This is a genomic window from Citrobacter sp. Cf088 (assembly GCF_030334295.1).
In the GTDB taxonomy this organism is placed as follows: Bacteria; Pseudomonadota; Gammaproteobacteria; order Enterobacterales; family Enterobacteriaceae; genus Citrobacter; species Citrobacter freundii.
Genome location: NZ_JAOWEE010000043.1, coordinates 103,143 through 117,019, shown reverse-complemented (window position 1 = coordinate 117,019; position 13,877 = coordinate 103,143). Strand labels below are relative to the sequence as shown.

Here is a 13,877-nt window from a genome sequence, read left to right as displayed (position 1 = left end):
TCTGCCGGAGGGGTTGTCTATGGTTAAACAGCGGAAAGGGATATGACGGCGCACACGCATAGCATCGGGAAGGAAGTCTCTTCAGTCATTGCCCAGTCATGGCATCGTTGCAGCAAGTTTATGCAGCGGGAAACCTGGCAGGCGCCGCATCAGGCGCAGGGACTGACCTTTGAGTCGATTTGTCGTCGCAAGACGGCGTTGCTGACGATTGCTCAGGCTGCGCTGGAAGATGCCTGGGAGTTTATGGACGGCCGCCCGTGCGCGCTGCTGATTCTGGATGAATCAGCCTGTATTCTCAGCCGTTGCGGCGATCCGCAGACGGTAGAACAGCTGGCGGAGCTTGGGTTTCGTGACGGCAGCTACTGTGCAGAAAGCATCATTGGCAGTTGTGCCCTGTCGCTGGCGACGATGCCGGGCCAGCCGACAAAAACCTCTGGCGAGCAGCATTTTAAACAGGCGCTGCATCCGTGGTCGTTCTGCTCGACGCCGGTCTTCGATAACCATGGTCGACTGTTCGGCTCCATCTCGCTATGTTGTCTGGTGGAGCATGAGTGCGTTTCTGATTTATCCCTGACGCTGGCGATTGCCAGAGAAGTCGGCAACTCTTTGCTGACCGACAGCCTGCTGGCTGAATCCAACCGCCATCTGAACCAGATGTACGGGCTGCTGGAGAGTATGGATGATGGTGTGATGGCCTGGAACGAACAGGGCGTATTGCAGTTCATCAATGCGCGAGCGGCGCTGCTTTTGCATCTCGATGCGCAGGCCAGTCAGGGGAAAAACATTCACGATCTGCTCAATCTCCCCATGCTGCTGCGCCGGGCGATCAAACATGCCCGCGGTCTGAATCACGTCGAAGTTACCTTTGAAAGCCAGCATCAGTTTGTTGATGCCGTCATTACCCTGAAGCCGATTGTTGAGGAGCAGGGCAACAGCTTTATTCTGCTGCTGCATCCAGTGGAACAAATGCGCCAACTGATGACCAGCCAGCTCGGCAAGGTGAGCCACACCTTTGAGCAGATGTCGACTGACGATCCGGAAACCCGCCGCTTGATCCATTTTGGACGCCAGGCAGCGAGGGGGAGTTTCCCGATCCTGCTGTGTGGGGAAGAGGGTGTTGGTAAAGAACTGCTGAGTCAGGCCATTCACAATGAAAGCGAGCGCGCCAGCGGGCCGTATATCGCCGTGAACTGTCAGTTGTATGCCAACAGCGTACTGGGGCAGGATTTTATGGGCAGTGCGCCCACCGACGATGAAAATGGCCGGTTGAGCCGTCTTGAACTGGCGAACGGCGGCACGCTGTTTCTGGAAAAAATTGAATATCTGGCACCGGAGCTGCAATCCGCGCTGTTACAGGTGATCAAACAGGGGGTGTTAACCCGCCTGGATGCCCGTCGGCTGATTCCGGTGGATGTCAAAGTGATCGCCACCACCACGGTTGATCTCGCCAATCTGGTGGAGCAAAACCGCTTTAGCCGTCAGCTGTATTATGCGCTGCACTCTTTTGAGATAGTGATCCCACCGCTGCGGGCGCGGCGCAGTAGTATTCCCTCGCTGATTTATACGCGGCTGAATAGCCTGAAAAAACGCTTTTCATACAGTTTGAAGATCGACGACGACGCGCTGGCGCAACTGGTGGCCTATTCGTGGCCGGGCAATGACTTTGAGCTGAACAGCATTATCGAAAACATCGCCATCAGCAGTGATAACGGCCATATTCGGCTGAGCAATCTACCGGATTATTTGTTTGCCGAACGTCCAGGTCTGGAGACGGCGTCTTCACTGCTGCCTGCTAGTCTGACGTTTACCGCTATCGAAAAAGAGGCGATTATCCATGCTGCCCGCGTCACCAGCGGGCGCGTGCAGGAGATGTCGCAACTGTTGAATATCGGTCGCACTACCTTGTGGCGCAAGATGAAGCAGTACGACATTGATGCCAGCCAGTTTAAGCGCAAGCATCTGGACTAGTTTCTTCAATTCTCGCCATCGAGAACAGCGCGTCTGACAGTCGGTTGATATAACGCCTGGGTTCATCGCGTAACGTTAGCGATCTGCTCATCGCGATGAGGACCCGCTCCAGTCGGCGCGTCAGGGTTCGCGCAACGTGTAGCTGTGCCGATGCGAGATTTTTCCCCGGAATAACAAACTCTTTGAGCGGGCCGCTTTGCGCCATATTACGGTCAATAAGCTGCTCCAGCGCCTGAGTATCCTCTTCACCAATACGCTGTTGTAAGCGAGCGAGTCCTTTCTCATCGCTGGCGAGTTCCGCACCCAGAACAAACAGCATTTTCTGTATGGCGTGCAGATCCTGGCGTAGCCCGGCCTGACGCGTGCTGGCATAGCAGACGCCAAGTTGGGAAATCAGTTCATCCACCGTGCCATAGGCCTCAACGCGGATGTCGTCTTTGTCGATACGGCTGCCGCCAAACAGTGCGGTCGTGCCTTTATCGCCGGTTCGGGTGTAGATGCGGTACATTTATTTTATCTCGCTGAAGGGAAGCACTTTGACCAGTTGACCAGCATTAGCACCGAGGACGCGGAGCCGGGCTGCACCGGCGCGGATATGACCACGGATCAGCGCCCGATCCTCGGGCAACTGGGCGTGGGTTAACGCAATATCACCCGTGGCGTTAAGACCCAGACCGACACGTAGCGTTGAGCTTTTGGCCGCAAGTTTGCTCAATGCCAGTGCGCAGTCATGCTCGTCGCAACAGATTGCCCGGCAAGGGACGCCTTGCTCTTCCAGTCCCCAGCACAGCTCATCAAGCACGCGAGTATCCTGCCAGCGTGAGTGATAAAACAGATGTACGCCCGGTGATGAAAGTGACATTGCGCCCCCTGTACTATCAGAATGCCTGACGGAAGATCTCGGCAATTTCTTTCTCGTTCCCTTTGCGCGGGTTAGAGAAGGCGTTGCCGTCCTTCAGCGCCATTTCCGCCATGTACGGGAAATCGGCTTCTTTGACACCCAGATCGCGCAGATGCTGCGGAATGCCGATGTCAGCAGAGAGACGGGCAATGGCGTGAATAGCCAGTTCGGCGGCATCCATGGTGGAAAGTCCGTCAGTGTTTTCGCCCATAAACTCTGCAATGTCGGCAAATTTTTCCGGGTTAGCGATCAGGTTATAGCGCGCCACGTGCGGCAGCAGTACGGCATTCGCCACGCCGTGCGGCATGTCGTACAGACCGCCAAGCTGATGCGCCATCGCGTGAACGTAGCCGAGGTTGGCGTTGTTGAAAGCCATACCTGCCAGCAGGGAGGCGTAGGCCATGTTCTCGCGAGCTTTCAGGTTGCTGCCCAGCGCTACGGCCTGACGCAAGTTGCGTGCGATCAGGCGAATAGCCTGAATAGCGGCAGCGTCGGTGACCGGGTTGGCATCTTTGGAAATATAGGCTTCCACGGCGTGGGTCAGGGCGTCCATACCCGTCGCGGCGGTCAGCGGGGCGGGTTTGCCAAGCATCAGCAGCGGATCGTTAATGGAGACCGACGGCAGGTTACGCCAACTGACAATCACAAACTTCACTTTGGTCTTGGTATTGGTCAGCACGCAGTGGCGGGTGACTTCGCTGGCGGTACCGGCAGTGGTATTCACCGCAACGATCGGCGGCAGCGGGTTGGTCAGGGTTTCAATCCCGGCATAGCTGTAGAGATCGCCTTCGTGAGTTGCTGCGATACCGATGCCTTTACCGCAGTCATGCGGGCTACCGCCACCGACGGTAACGATGATATCGCAATGCTCTTTGCGAAAGACTTCCAGACCGTCACGCACGTTGGTGTCTTTGGGGTTAGGTTCAACGCTATCAAAAACCACCACGTCAATGCCCGCTTCACGTAAATGGGCGAGGGTTTTATCTACCGCGCCGTCTTTAATGGCCCGCAGACCTTTATCAGTAACCAGCAGCGCTTTTTTACCGCCTAACAGTTTGCAGCGTTCGCCGACAACGGAAATAGCATTGGGGCCAAAGAAGTTCACATTTGGCACCAGGTAATCAAACATACGATAGCTCATAATATACCTTCTTAGATTTAAATTATAATTCAGAGAAACAATTCAGTGCGGTTTCTGCTAATAATCTGTCTTGTTCCACGGTGCCGCCGCTAACGCCAACGGCACCAATTAATTTACCGTTTAATATGACAGGTAAACCGCCGCCGAAAATAACAATGCGCTGTTGGTTGGTAAGCTGCAAACCATATAGCGAAGCACCAGGTTGTACCGCATCGGTAATTTCATGGGTACCCTGGCGCAGGCAGCAGGCGGTATACGCTTTATTAAGAGAGATATCACAGCTGGTGACAAACGCATCGTCCATGCGTTGCATTAGCAGCGTATTCCCACCGCGATCCACCACGGAAAAGACCACCGGAACGCTGATCTCAAGCGCTTTAGCCTCAACGGCCTGCGCCATTTTTTTTGCAGCCGCCAGCGTAATGGTGGCAATTTGTTGGCTCTTATTCACAGTTTCTCCTGAAAATGTTGTAGGGCTGAGGTCACGAAACATATCGCGCAACAGCTATTTTTATCATTGGCTTTACCTTATTTTCTCGCCGCACGTTATTAAGTCAATAGGGCGAAAATTTCAAAGATATTAAATTCACCTTCCCGGTTTTGCGTTTATTGATAATGATCATTTAACCTCGTCACAATTCACGATGGATATTCCTGAATTGCGTTTCAATATGAAACGATGCGTTTTTATTAGGTACCAAATTGGAACGAAATTAATTTTATTTTTTTATTGTTCTGCTCATTTAGAGTTCGACCATTGCTGATGAAAGGCGAATGACGGGTGTTGTGTCCCCGGCAATGCGGCCCGGCGTCCCTATTTTTTATCTTTTGAGTCAATAAATCATGAGAAGATCAAAACGATTCGAAGTACTTGCGAAGCGGCCTGTAAATCAGGATGGGCTGATTGGCGAATGGCCTGAAGAGGGGCTGATCGCCATGGAAAGCCCCTACGATCCAGCGTCGTCGGTGAAGGTGGAAAATGGTCGTATTGTTGAGCTGGACGGTAAGAGCCGCGCCGAGTTCGACATGATCGACCGTTTCATTGCCGACTACGCCATTAACGTGGCTGAGGCCGAGCACGCCATGCAGCTCGACGCGCTGGAGATCGCCAGAATGCTGGTGGATATCCACGTCAGTCGGGAAGATATTATTGCCATTACCACTGCCATCACCCCGGCGAAAGCGGTGGAAGTGATGGCGCAAATGAACGTGGTGGAGATGATGATGGCGCTGCAAAAAATGCGTGCCAGACGCACGCCCTCCAACCAGTGCCACGTGACCAACCTGAAAGATAACCCGGTACAGATTGCCGCCGACGCTGCTGAAGCGGGGATCCGTGGCTTTTCCGAGCAGGAAACGACGGTTGGCATCGCCCGCTACGCGCCGTTTAACGCCCTGGCGCTGCTGGTGGGTTCCCAGTGCGGTCGTCCTGGTGTGCTGACGCAATGTTCTGTTGAAGAGGCCACGGAGCTGGAGCTGGGCATGCGTGGGCTAACCAGTTATGCCGAAACTGTGTCGGTGTATGGCACAGAATCGGTGTTTACCGACGGTGATGACACTCCGTGGTCCAAAGCGTTTCTCGCCTCGGCTTATGCATCGCGTGGCCTGAAGATGCGCTACACCTCCGGCACTGGCTCGGAAGCGCTGATGGGCTATTCCGAAAGTAAATCGATGCTATATCTGGAGTCGCGCTGCATTTTTATCACTAAAGGCGCGGGCGTACAGGGGCTGCAAAACGGTGCGGTCAGCTGCATCGGCATGACCGGCGCCGTGCCTTCGGGGATCCGCGCGGTGCTGGCGGAAAACCTGATTGCCTCAATGCTCGACCTTGAAGTGGCCTCCGCCAATGACCAGACCTTTTCTCACTCCGATATTCGCCGTACTGCCCGCACCCTGATGCAGATGCTGCCGGGTACCGACTTTATTTTCTCTGGTTACAGCGCGGTACCCAACTACGACAACATGTTTGCCGGGTCGAACTTCGACGCTGAAGACTTCGATGATTACAACATCCTGCAACGCGATCTGATGGTTGACGGCGGTCTGCGTCCGGTGACTGAAGAAGAAACCATCGCTATACGCAATAAGGCTGCACGCGCCATTCAGGCGGTGTTCCGCGAACTGGGCCTGCCGCTGATTAGCGATGAAGAAGTGGAAGCCGCTACTTATGCTCACGGCAGCAAAGATATGCCTGCGCGCAATGTAGTGGAGGATCTGGCGGCCGTGGAAGAGATGATGAAGCGTAATATCACCGGGCTGGATATCGTCGGCGCGTTGAGTTGCAGCGGTTTTGAAGATATCGCCAGCAATATCCTCAATATGCTGAGACAGCGTGTTACTGGTGATTACCTGCAAACGTCGGCCATTCTGGATCGCCAGTTCGACGTCGTCAGCGCCGTCAACGACATCAATGATTATCAGGGACCTGGTACCGGCTATCGCATCAGTGCCGAACGCTGGGCGGAAATTAAAAATATTGCGGGCGTGGTTCAGCCCGGCTCGATCGAATAAGGCGGAACACTGTGGAATGCACAACTGAACGTAAGCCGGTTTTCACCTTACAAGTGAGCGAAGGCGAGGCGGCTAACGCGGATGAACGCGTGGATGAAGTGGTGATTGGCGTCGGCCCGGCCTTTGGCAAGCACCAGCATAAAACCCTGATTGATATGCCTCACAACGCGATTCTGAAAGAGCTGGTTGCTGGCATCGAAGAAGAGGGATTACATGCGCGGGTAGTGAGGATCCTGCGCACCTCGGATGTTTCTTTTATGGCATGGGATGCGGCAAACCTCAGCGGCTCAGGCATCGGGATTGGCATCCAGTCGAAAGGAACCACGGTGATTCATCAGCGCGATCTGCTGCCGTTAAGCAACCTCGAGCTGTTCTCTCAGGCTCCGCTGCTGACGCTGGAAACCTATCGTCAGATTGGTAAAAACGCCGCGCGATATGCACGCAAAGAGTCGCCTTCGCCGGTGCCAGTGGTCAATGACCAGATGGTGCGCCCTAAATTTATGGCCAAGGCCGCGCTGTTTCATATCAAAGAAACCAAACACGTGGTGCAGGATGCTGCGCCTGTCACGTTGCATATTGCACTGGTAAGGGAATGACCATGAACGACAACATCATGACTGCGCAGGATTACCCATTAGCGACCCGCTGCCCGGAGAAAATCCAGACGCCTACCGGCAAGCCGCTAACCGACATTACTCTTGAGAATGTGCTGGCGGGCCGCGTAGGACCGCAGGATGTGCGTATTTCTCAGCAAACGCTGGAGTACCAGGCGCAGATTGCCGAGCAGATGCAGCGTCATGCCGTGGCGCGCAATTTTCGTCGTGCGGCAGAACTGATTGCGATTCCGGATGCCCGCATTCTGGAGATCTACAACGCGCTGCGACCGTTTCGTTCTTCTTTCGCCGAGTTGCAGGCCATTGCCGATGAACTGGAACACACATGGCATGCCACGGTGAACGCCGGGTTTGTCCGCGAATCGGCAGAGGTATATCAGCAGAGAAATAAGCTGCGTAAAGGCAGCCAGTGACGGAGGCAGCATGCCGTTAATTGCAGGGATCGATATCGGCAACGCCACCACCGAAGTGGCGTTGGCGCAGGATGGCCGGTTTATCGGCAGCGGGATTGTCGCCACGACCGGTATGAAAGGCACGCGGGATAATATCGCCGGGGTAGTCGCGTCCCTGCAGCAGGCGCTGAATAACACGCCGTGGTCGCTGCAGGACGTAGCAAAAATTTGCATCAACGAGGCCGCACCGGTGATTGGCGATGTGGCGATGGAAACCATCACTGAAACCATCATTACCGAATCGACGATGATTGGTCATAACCCGCAAACGCCCGGTGGCGTTGGCGTGGGCATGGGAACCACCATCGCCGTGGAGAAGTTGGCGGCGTTGAGCGAGGATCGATTTGCCCAGGGCTGGATCCCGTTGGTAGGTGAGGAGATGGATTTCCTTGAGGCGGTTTGGTTTATCAATGAAGCGCTGGATCGCGGCGTCAATGTGGTGGCGGCCATCCTGAAAAAAGATGATGGCGTGCTGGTGAATAATCGCCTGCATCGGCCAATGCCGGTGGTTGATGAAGTCACTCTGCTGGAGAAGGTACCGGAAGGTGTTCTGGCGGCGGTGGAAGTGGCGGCCCCAGGACAGGTGGTGCGGGTGCTGTCGAACCCTTACGGCATTGCGACCTTCTTTGCCCTGACGCCCGAGGAAACGCAAACTATCGTCCCCATCGCCAGAGCGCTGATTGGCAACCGTTCCGCCGTGGTGCTGAAAACCCCGCAGGGCGATGTGCAATCAAGAGTGATCCCGGCGGGTAAGATCTTTATCCGTGGTGAAAAGCGTGGCGGTGAAGCCGACGTAGCGCAAGGCGCGCAGGCCATTATGCAGGCGATGAGCGCCTGCGCGCCCGTGCGCGATATTGCTGGGGAAGCTGGTACGCACGCAGGCGGCATGCTGGAGCGGGTGCGAAAGGTGATGGCCTCGCTGACCGGTCATGACATGAACACGGTGCATATTCAGGATCTGTTGGCGGTCGATACATTTATTCCGCGTAAGGTGCAGGGCGGCATCGCCGGAGAGTGTTCAATGGAGAACGCCGTGGGCATTGCGGCGATGGTGAAAGCCGATCGCTTACAGATGCAGGCCATCGCCAGTGAGCTGAGCGCCCGGTTAAACACTTTGGTTGAGGTTGGTGGCGTGGAGGCCAACATGGCTGTAGCGGGTGCGTTAACAACGCCTGGATGCGCTGCGCCGCTGGCAATCCTCGATTTAGGCGCAGGATCTACCGATGCAGCCGTCATCAATAGCGATGGCGTAGTGAAAGCGGTACATCTGGCCGGGGCGGGGAATATGGTCAGCCTGTTGATTCAAACAGAGCTGGGCTTAAGCGATGCATTTCTGGCGGAGGAAATTAAAAAATACCCGCTGGCAAAAGTGGAGAGCCTGTTCAGCATTCGCCATGAGAACGGCGCGGTAGAGTTTTTCCGCGAACCGCTCAGCCCGTCGGTGTTTGCCAAAGTTGTGTATTTGAAAGAGGGCGAGCTGATCCCGGTAGATAACCAGACCTCGCTGGAAAAAATACGTCTGGTGCGCCGACAGGCCAAAGAGAAGGTTTTTGTGACCAACTGCCTGCGCGCGTTACGCCAGGTGTCACCCGGTGGATCTATTCGCGATATGACTTTTGTGGTGCTGGTAGGCGGTTCTTCACTGGATTTCGAAATCCCGCAGATGATCACCGATGCGCTGGCGCATTACGGCGTTGTCGCCGGGCAGGGCAATATTCGAGGTACCGAAGGGCCGCGTAATGCGGTGGCAACTGGACTGGTTTTAGCCGGAGATGCAAAAAAATAGCGCAGAAAACAGCCGCGCAAGCGTTTAGCTGCGGGGTAAGTCAAATAAAGGCGATGTTCTCTTTGATATCCCGGCGGAGTTGGGTACATAGTATAAATGTGTCTCTCACGTGGTTAATTTTAAGGATAAGAGCATGCCAACAGCAATTGAGAAAGCATTGGATTTTATTGGTGGTATGAACACTTCGGCGTCAGTACCCCATTCAATGGATGAAAGCACCGCTAAGGGAATCTTAAAGTATTTGCATGACTTAGGTGTGCCAGCGAGTCCGGAAGTTGTGATGGCACGGGGTGAGCAGGAGGGATGGAATCCCGAGTTCACGAAAAAAGTGGCCGGATGGGCAGAAAAAGTCGCCTCCGGTAACCGCATCCTTATCAAGAACCCAGAGTATTTTTCAACCTATATGCAGGAGCAGCTCAAAGAGCTAGTGTGAGCTGACTATCGAATCAAACTCTAACGGACGTTTCCATCTCGGGATGGCGGCGTCCAAATGGAATGCCAGCGATATGGGCTGGCGTATCGCATGATATATCCTTATTCCCTCGCCATCCCCCGCTACGCATTCAGAGCCATCCAATTATTGGCTTTGCCAACAATTGCATATATTTCCAATAACAAAAAGGACCTGCGATTTCTCGCAAGTCCTTGAAGTCTGGTGGCCCCTGCTGGACTTGAACCAGCGACCAAGCGATTATGAGTCGCCTGCTCTAACCACTGAGCTAAGGGGCCGTGGCGGTGGATTATAAAGTAACTCCGCGTTGCAATCCAGACATAAGCGTACGGATGCTGTTTTTATAAACAATGTATTTTCAGTCCGTTATACTTGTTCCTCTGATGTATTGTTCGGAGTAATTATGGTTAAGGACATACTGGCACCGGGGCTGCGGGTGGTGTTTTGCGGCATCAATCCGGGGTTATCTTCCGCAGGTACAGGATTCCCCTTTGCGCATCCCGCGAATCGCTTCTGGAAGGTTATCCATCAGGCGGGGTTTACCGATCGCCAGCTTAAACCTGAAGAGGCACAGCATCTGCTGGACTTCCGCTGCGGCGTGACTAAGTTTGTCGACAGACCAACGGTGCAAGCCAATGAGGTAAAGCTACAAGAGATGCGTAGCGGCGGTCGTCTGCTTATTGAGAAAATAGAAGAGTATCAGCCAGCCGCGCTCGCTATCCTCGGGAAGCAGGCATTTGAGCAGGGGCTTAGCCAGCGTGGGGCGCAGTGGGGAAAACAGACGCTGACCATTGGCGCGACGCAAATATGGGTATTGCCGAATCCCAGCGGGTTAAGCCGGATCACGCTGGATAAACTGGTAGAGGCGTATCGGGAAGTGAATGTGGCGTTGAAGGCGCGCGGCCTGTAACTGCCGGAGCCTTAGGCTCCGGCGTCACTGTCAGAACTCGAAGCGTGCGCCCATGTTGTAGCGGCGTCCTTCCAGGATGGAAGACTGGTTATAGGACGTTTTGTAGATTGGGTTCACGTCGAACAGGTTATAAACCCCCGCCATCAATGTGATGCTCTTGTTGAGATGGTAGCGTGCCCCTAAATCGACCAGCGCATAGGCGTCGGTTGACGTTGATTTGCCGATGTCAGGCGTATTGCTGCGCCAGCTGGCTTTGCTCCACAGTTCAAGATCGTTAAGTGCATTCCATGTCAGAGACAGGTTGGCCATGCTCGTCGGGAACTCGTTCAGTGCCTCTCCCTTGTACTGACCGCTCTTTTGCTCGCTGTGGGTATAGGTGTAGTTCGCGTTCGCTTTCAGCGCGGTAGTGACCTGCCAGTCGCCGTTCAGCTCCAGGCCATAGATTTCCGCGTCACTGACGTTGAAATACTGCGAGACTTCTTCCGCTTCATACCCGTTGTAAATGCACTTCTGCGTGGCCGTTGCGGTACAGATGGTGTAGTCGCTGATCTTGTCCTTGAATTTGGTGAAGAACACGGTTGCATCCAGTGCCAGTGTGTCCTGTTGCCAGTAGACGCCCAGCTCGGTGTTGACGCTCTGCTCAGGTTTCAGGTCATCGTTACCGATCCCAATGAAGGAATACGGATACGAACCGTAGACGCTGGTGAAACCTTCATTGTTCTCACGCAGGTCCGGTTTTTTATAGCCCGCCGATACGCCGCCCTTCAGCGCCCAGCTTTCGTCAATCGTCCAGTTACCGTAGAGTTTTGGCGTGACGTGATAGCCAAAGTAGCTGTCGTGATCGAGACGCGCCGAGGTGGTGAGGGTGAAGTCCGGAACCATCATCCAGGCATCTTCCGCGAAGATGGCCCAGCCGTCACGGGTGATCTTGCTGACCGGCGTTATGCCCGGCACTTCTTTGTTTTCGATGCCGAAAGTGTCGTCCAGCTCATTACGAGTGAAGTTGATCCCCAGCGTCAGCTTGTGGTCGCCCAGCGTAAAGGTGTTCGCGCTGTTGGCTTCATAGTTTTTCTGCTTAATGAATTGCGAACTCATGCCCGGCACACGATACTCGGTTTTAGCGTTCTCGTAGCTGATGAAGTTCTTCACTTCCAGCAGATCGTCGCCGTACCAGGCATGCTGCGCAAGTGAAGCGGCATCGCGGTCAAAGTCCCATTGCCAGGCTTTATCATTGTGTGATTTTACCTGATGCCCTTTGACGACGTTCAAATCCCACAGTTGGGTGTCGGTCGGCGACATGTTGATGGTGGCATCCAGATTGCCAGCCTGGTGCTTCACAAAGCGCTCATCGGAGATGCTGTCGTCATCACGGCGATCAAGATAATCCGCCGCTACGCTCACTCCGAGCTTGCTGGGGATAATTGGCCCCATCAGGAAGACATTAGTCTGGTTGGTGTTACCGTACTCGCTCTTCTCTTGCAGGAAGTAGTTATCTTCCAGCACACCCGTCCATTTATCGAGGTTGTAGCCTTTTTTGGTGATGACGTTGACCACGCCGCCGATGGAGTCAGAGCCATACAGTGAGGACATCGGTCCGCGAATCACCTCGATTCGCTCGATAGCAGCAAGCGGCGGTAAAAAGGCAGCCTCTGTCCCGATATGGTGTCCGTAAGGACGCGATTCGCGGGTGCCTTGTTTGATGCCGTTGACCATGTAGGAGGTATAGGTCGAGTCCATGCCGCGCATCTGCACATCGCCTGTGGCAAGGCTACCGTTGCCATTACCCACCAATACGCCGGGCATCTCGCGAAGGGCTTCGGTGACGTTCTGGTTAGAGCGGGTGTTCAGTTCTTTCTCGCCGACGACGGAGATGGTCGCCGGTGCCTCACGGCGTTCCTGTGCGAAACCGGTGGCGGTGACCACCAGTTGATCTTCATTATCTGGTGTGGTTTCTTCGGCGAAAACAGTCGCCGGGAGGCTGGCAAGGGCGAGCGAAATCGCCAGCGCGGTACGAGTCTGGTTAATCACAACGCATTCCTCAGAACTGGGTTAAATCGAGCTTGAGTACATAGTCAGCCTTGTTGGCTTTTTCATCCTGCTTCACGCTAACGAAGAGCGTTTTGCTGTCAGGAGAAAGCACCATGCTGTTTGGCATTGCTGCCGTTTTGATGGTGTGCTTCAGGCTGTAAGTGTTGGCATCGATAACGCTAATCTGACGGGCATTGCGATGGGTAACATACACTTCGTTGCGGGCAGGGTTATAGACCGCTGCGATAGAGTTTGGCGTGGGAACGCGGTGAACAATTTTACCGCTGCCCAGTTGGACTACCAGCACGTCGGCGGTGTTGGTATCGGCGATAAATCCGACGCCTTTGGCCGTGTTCAACGCGATGTTCAGGAAGTAATGCTTCGGCTCGGAGGGGTCAACCTTCACACGCGACAGAACCTGCGACGTTTTGCCATCCAGGGTAACCAGTTCGCCTTTGCCAGTGACGGCGTAAACTTTATCGCCAGCTTCATCAACGGCGAAACCGACCGGATCCATCCCTTTGAGGGCGTGTAATAGTTTCTGGTTATACGTGTCGACAACCCACAGCACACCTTTATTTTCACTGCCAATACCGGAGACATACAGACGGTGGTGCTTCTTGTCGAGCACCACTTCACGAACGTGGGCTTTATTTTCTTCGTCTGCAAGCTGAAGCATTTTCACTTCTTTATGGGTACGGGTATCCAGCAGGGTCAGTGAGCCATCCAGCGCATTACCTAGCCAGAGAATGTGGTTAGGTTCATCCAGTGAGACCGCAAAAGGACGGCGTTCGGTGGCGATCCGCTCATCGACTTTTAATGATTCAGTTGAAAACAGGAACACTTCACCGGCGGTTTTATCTTTGTCGAAAGAGGGGGCAGAGGCTGCATAGATAGCCTGTTGTCCGGCGTCATAAGCCAGTTCGTAAACGCCATGACCAAGCGTCTGAGAGGCGAACTGATCCTCAGTAAAGTCTTTTGCCAGGGCTGAACCGGCATAAAGTGCCAGTGAAATCGCAAGCGCGCAGAGGGACTGATTTTTTAATGTTTTTAAATTCATGTCATTTTTCTTTACAGTTGTTTACGAAAAGAAAAATGATAATGAAAATAAATAT

General features: G+C 54.1%; 13 protein-coding genes and 1 tRNA gene. 7 read left to right on the top strand and 7 right to left on the bottom strand.

Annotated elements, in window-relative coordinates:
- Window positions 1-42: 42 nt before the first annotated feature.
- Window positions 43-1,968 carry a dihydroxyacetone kinase operon transcriptional regulator DhaR gene (gene dhaR / locus OGV71_RS08345; RefSeq protein WP_193863309.1) on the top strand — a complete coding sequence of 642 codons (1,926 nt, stop codon included), beginning with the start codon at window positions 43-45 and terminating at the stop codon, window positions 1,966-1,968.
- On the opposite strand, the gene OGV71_RS08340 is transcribed toward dhaR, so the two are convergent.
- The 4 genes from OGV71_RS08340 to OGV71_RS08325 are packed head-to-tail and all read right to left on the bottom strand — an operon-like array spanning window position 1,946 to window position 4,461.
- Window positions 1,946-2,476 carry a cob(I)yrinic acid a,c-diamide adenosyltransferase gene (locus OGV71_RS08340; RefSeq protein ID WP_003841452.1) on the bottom strand — a complete coding sequence of 177 codons (531 nt, stop codon included), beginning with the start codon at window positions 2,474-2,476 and terminating at the stop codon, window positions 1,946-1,948. The two genes, dhaR and OGV71_RS08340, sit on opposite strands and share 23 nt — an antisense overlap.
- Complete coding sequence (locus tag OGV71_RS08335; protein ID WP_032950260.1) at window positions 2,477-2,830, bottom strand: glycerol dehydratase reactivase beta/small subunit family protein; 354 nt, start codon at window positions 2,828-2,830, stop codon at window positions 2,477-2,479.
- A 16-nt stretch (window positions 2,831-2,846) separates the two neighbouring features.
- The gene (gene dhaT, locus OGV71_RS08330; protein WP_148361444.1) at window positions 2,847-4,010 is read right to left on the bottom strand and encodes a 1,3-propanediol dehydrogenase; all 1,164 of its coding nucleotides are present in this window, start codon (window positions 4,008-4,010) and stop codon (window positions 2,847-2,849) included.
- Window positions 4,011-4,032: 22 nt separating this feature from the next.
- Entirely contained in the window at window positions 4,033-4,461 is a 429-nt protein-coding gene (locus tag OGV71_RS08325) for a GlcG/HbpS family heme-binding protein (RefSeq protein ID WP_003024730.1), read from the bottom strand.
- Window positions 4,462-4,853: 392 nt separating this feature from the next.
- Between OGV71_RS08325 and OGV71_RS08320 the strand changes: the two genes are divergently transcribed.
- The 5 genes from OGV71_RS08320 (at window position 4,854) to OGV71_RS08300 (ending at window position 9,806) form a co-directional block, all read left to right on the top strand.
- Window positions 4,854-6,521, top strand: a complete 1,668-nt coding sequence (locus OGV71_RS08320; protein WP_048217121.1) for a propanediol/glycerol family dehydratase large subunit — start codon at window positions 4,854-4,856, stop codon at window positions 6,519-6,521.
- Window positions 6,522-6,532: 11 nt separating this feature from the next.
- A complete protein-coding gene (locus tag OGV71_RS08315; protein ID WP_003024724.1) occupies window positions 6,533-7,117 on the top strand; it encodes a propanediol/glycerol family dehydratase medium subunit in 585 nt (194 codons plus the stop codon).
- A gap of 2 nt (window positions 7,118-7,119) precedes the next feature.
- Window positions 7,120-7,548, top strand: a complete 429-nt coding sequence (locus OGV71_RS08310) for a diol dehydratase small subunit (protein ID WP_003024721.1) — start codon at window positions 7,120-7,122, stop codon at window positions 7,546-7,548.
- 10 nt (window positions 7,549-7,558) lie between these two features.
- Window positions 7,559-9,373 (top strand): diol dehydratase reactivase subunit alpha, encoded by a 1,815-nt coding sequence (locus OGV71_RS08305; RefSeq protein WP_264859468.1) that lies wholly within the window; start codon window positions 7,559-7,561, stop codon window positions 9,371-9,373.
- A gap of 109 nt (window positions 9,374-9,482) precedes the next feature.
- Window positions 9,483-9,806 carry a DUF1889 family protein gene (locus OGV71_RS08300; protein WP_001573898.1) on the top strand — a complete coding sequence of 108 codons (324 nt, stop codon included), beginning with the start codon at window positions 9,483-9,485 and terminating at the stop codon, window positions 9,804-9,806.
- A 220-nt stretch (window positions 9,807-10,026) separates the two neighbouring features.
- Here the strand turns inward: OGV71_RS08300 and OGV71_RS08295 are convergent.
- Window positions 10,027-10,102 (bottom strand) — tRNA-Ile (locus OGV71_RS08295).
- Between the two features lie 125 nt (window positions 10,103-10,227).
- On the opposite strand from OGV71_RS08295, the gene mug reads away from it, so the two are divergent.
- Window positions 10,228-10,734: a G/U mismatch-specific DNA glycosylase gene (gene mug, locus OGV71_RS08290; protein ID WP_048218614.1), complete on the top strand. Its 507-nt coding sequence runs from the start codon at window positions 10,228-10,230 to the stop codon at window positions 10,732-10,734.
- 30 nt (window positions 10,735-10,764) lie between these two features.
- On the opposite strand, the gene OGV71_RS08285 is transcribed toward mug, so the two are convergent.
- Window positions 10,765-12,762, bottom strand: a complete 1,998-nt coding sequence (locus tag OGV71_RS08285; protein ID WP_003838090.1) for a TonB-dependent receptor domain-containing protein — start codon at window positions 12,760-12,762, stop codon at window positions 10,765-10,767.
- A 10-nt stretch (window positions 12,763-12,772) separates the two neighbouring features.
- Entirely contained in the window at window positions 12,773-13,822 is a 1,050-nt protein-coding gene (gene yncE, locus OGV71_RS08280; RefSeq protein WP_048218613.1) for a 7-bladed beta-propeller protein YncE, read from the bottom strand.
- Window positions 13,823-13,877: the final 55 nt, after the last annotated feature.